The organism is Kitasatospora sp. NPDC057965, from assembly GCF_042887135.1.
In the GTDB taxonomy this organism is placed as follows: Bacteria; Actinomycetota; Actinomycetes; order Streptomycetales; family Streptomycetaceae; genus Kitasatospora.
In genome coordinates, this window is record NZ_JBHVPZ010000079.1 from 1 (window position 1) to 1,454 (window position 1,454).

The 1,454-nt window shown below is 36.1% G+C and carries 2 protein-coding genes; both read right to left on the reverse strand.

The window, feature by feature from the left end; translation table 11 throughout:
• Positions 1–135: 135 nt before the first annotated feature.
• A complete protein-coding gene (locus ACFVVU_RS39125) occupies positions 136–639 on the reverse strand; it encodes a hypothetical protein (protein ID WP_383404168.1) in 504 nt (167 codons plus the stop codon).
• Positions 640–931: 292 nt separating this feature from the next.
• Entirely contained in the window at positions 932–1,423 is a 492-nt protein-coding gene (locus tag ACFVVU_RS39130; RefSeq protein WP_021838008.1) for a DUF3967 domain-containing protein, read from the reverse strand.
• Between the last annotated feature and the right edge of the window lie 31 nt (positions 1,424–1,454).

Below are 1,454 nucleotides of genomic sequence, written 5' to 3' on the forward strand. Positions count from 1 at the left end.
GTATGGGTATTTACTCAATTTATAAGAAATTACACTGTTTTAGAAACAATTGGAATGATTGTTTTTGTTATTATCGTATATTTAATAGCATCATTAAATAAAAAAAGAAAGTAGGATTAATCCTACTTTCTTTTTTTATTTATAGGTTGTGATTTTTGATGGTCCAGTTTGTATCCAATAACCTTGATAAGCTGAATCTCCTATATCAAAGCTTTTATGATATTTATATTTTGTTTTTATAACAATTCCTTTGGCTTTATTTTTATTTACAAGTTTTAATTGATCAGCGAAATGTTTTTTTTCTTTTGCTGTGAGTTTGTTTATTCCCATCAAGGTAGCGCCACCTAAAAAGCCATATAAACCAGCTTGTTTAGCGCTACTTTTAGCGAGATAGCCTATATAACCTAAGAATCCGCCATCAACAGCTTTGTTATTCGTTAAGTTGTCGATTAATGTAGCCATTTTTACTTTACTCTGTATTTGGCTTTTGCTCATTTTTATTGTTACGGTTTTCACGTCACCAAATTTTGGTTTTGATGCTGCTGATGCAGTTGCAGGGCCAATGAGCATGAAGCATAGGGAAAGGCTTAGTATAAGGGTGAAGAATTTTTTCATTTTTTTCTCTCCTTTTTCTCTCATTTAATAGAAAAATATATCTATAGAACCAATTATAAAGTAAAATGGATGAAGATGTCACCGAAAAAAGTAAGAGACTATTCTATTTTTTATAGTTAATAACCGTTTTGTTGTTTTTGTATTGTTTATCAGCGCTGTTGGTAGGTATATAAGAGAAAATAGGATTAGCTTTTCTTGATTAAAAAAGCGGTGACTTCTTTTTTTGATTTCCGGAATGGGTTAAAAAATCGGTAGCCATTTGGCATGCTGATTTTTTTACGAATTCAATAGATTAAGCCCCCAAGCGGGGGCTTTTCTATTTCCAGAATTGCCACCACTTTTTTTCGCGGGCGGCAGCCAGCATTTTTTGAGTTTCCTGGGATTCGCGAAGGGATTTCATCAGCATTTCGTCTCTTTCTTTCTGCCGTTTCTCAAAAAGTTCAATGCGTTCCAGCATCATTTTATTGAACTCTTCCTGTTGTTTGACAAATTGAAATAAGGCGCGCCTTTCATCGTTTTGTATCGGTGTATCGGGTTGCGATACGGTCAATTTTGACCGATACAGATGCGCTATGTGTTCAGCTGCTTTTTGGAGGGATTGGCCGTCCAATTTGTTCATGTTGTAGAGATACTCTATAGCGGATAAATCATCTTTGTTGTAGAGTCGCCAGCCCTTGGTGTCGCGCTCGAAAAAATAGCCGTGAGACTCGAGCAGCTTTGAATATTTGCGGACTGTGACGGTCTCTATGCCAAGGCGGGAGGACACGTCTTTTGAAGTAAGTTTTGTAGCGGTTGTATCGGTGTTCATAGCGGATCAACTCGATTTTTCCTTATGCGCT

Coding starts and splice junctions, on each gene's coding strand:
- ACFVVU_RS39130 (WP_021838008.1), bottom strand. CDS start 1,423: ATGAACACCGATACAACCGCTACAAAACTTACTTCAAAAGACGTGTCC.
- ACFVVU_RS39125 (WP_383404168.1), bottom strand. CDS start 639: ATGAGAGAAAAAGGAGAGAAAAAAATGAAAAAATTCTTCACCCTTATA.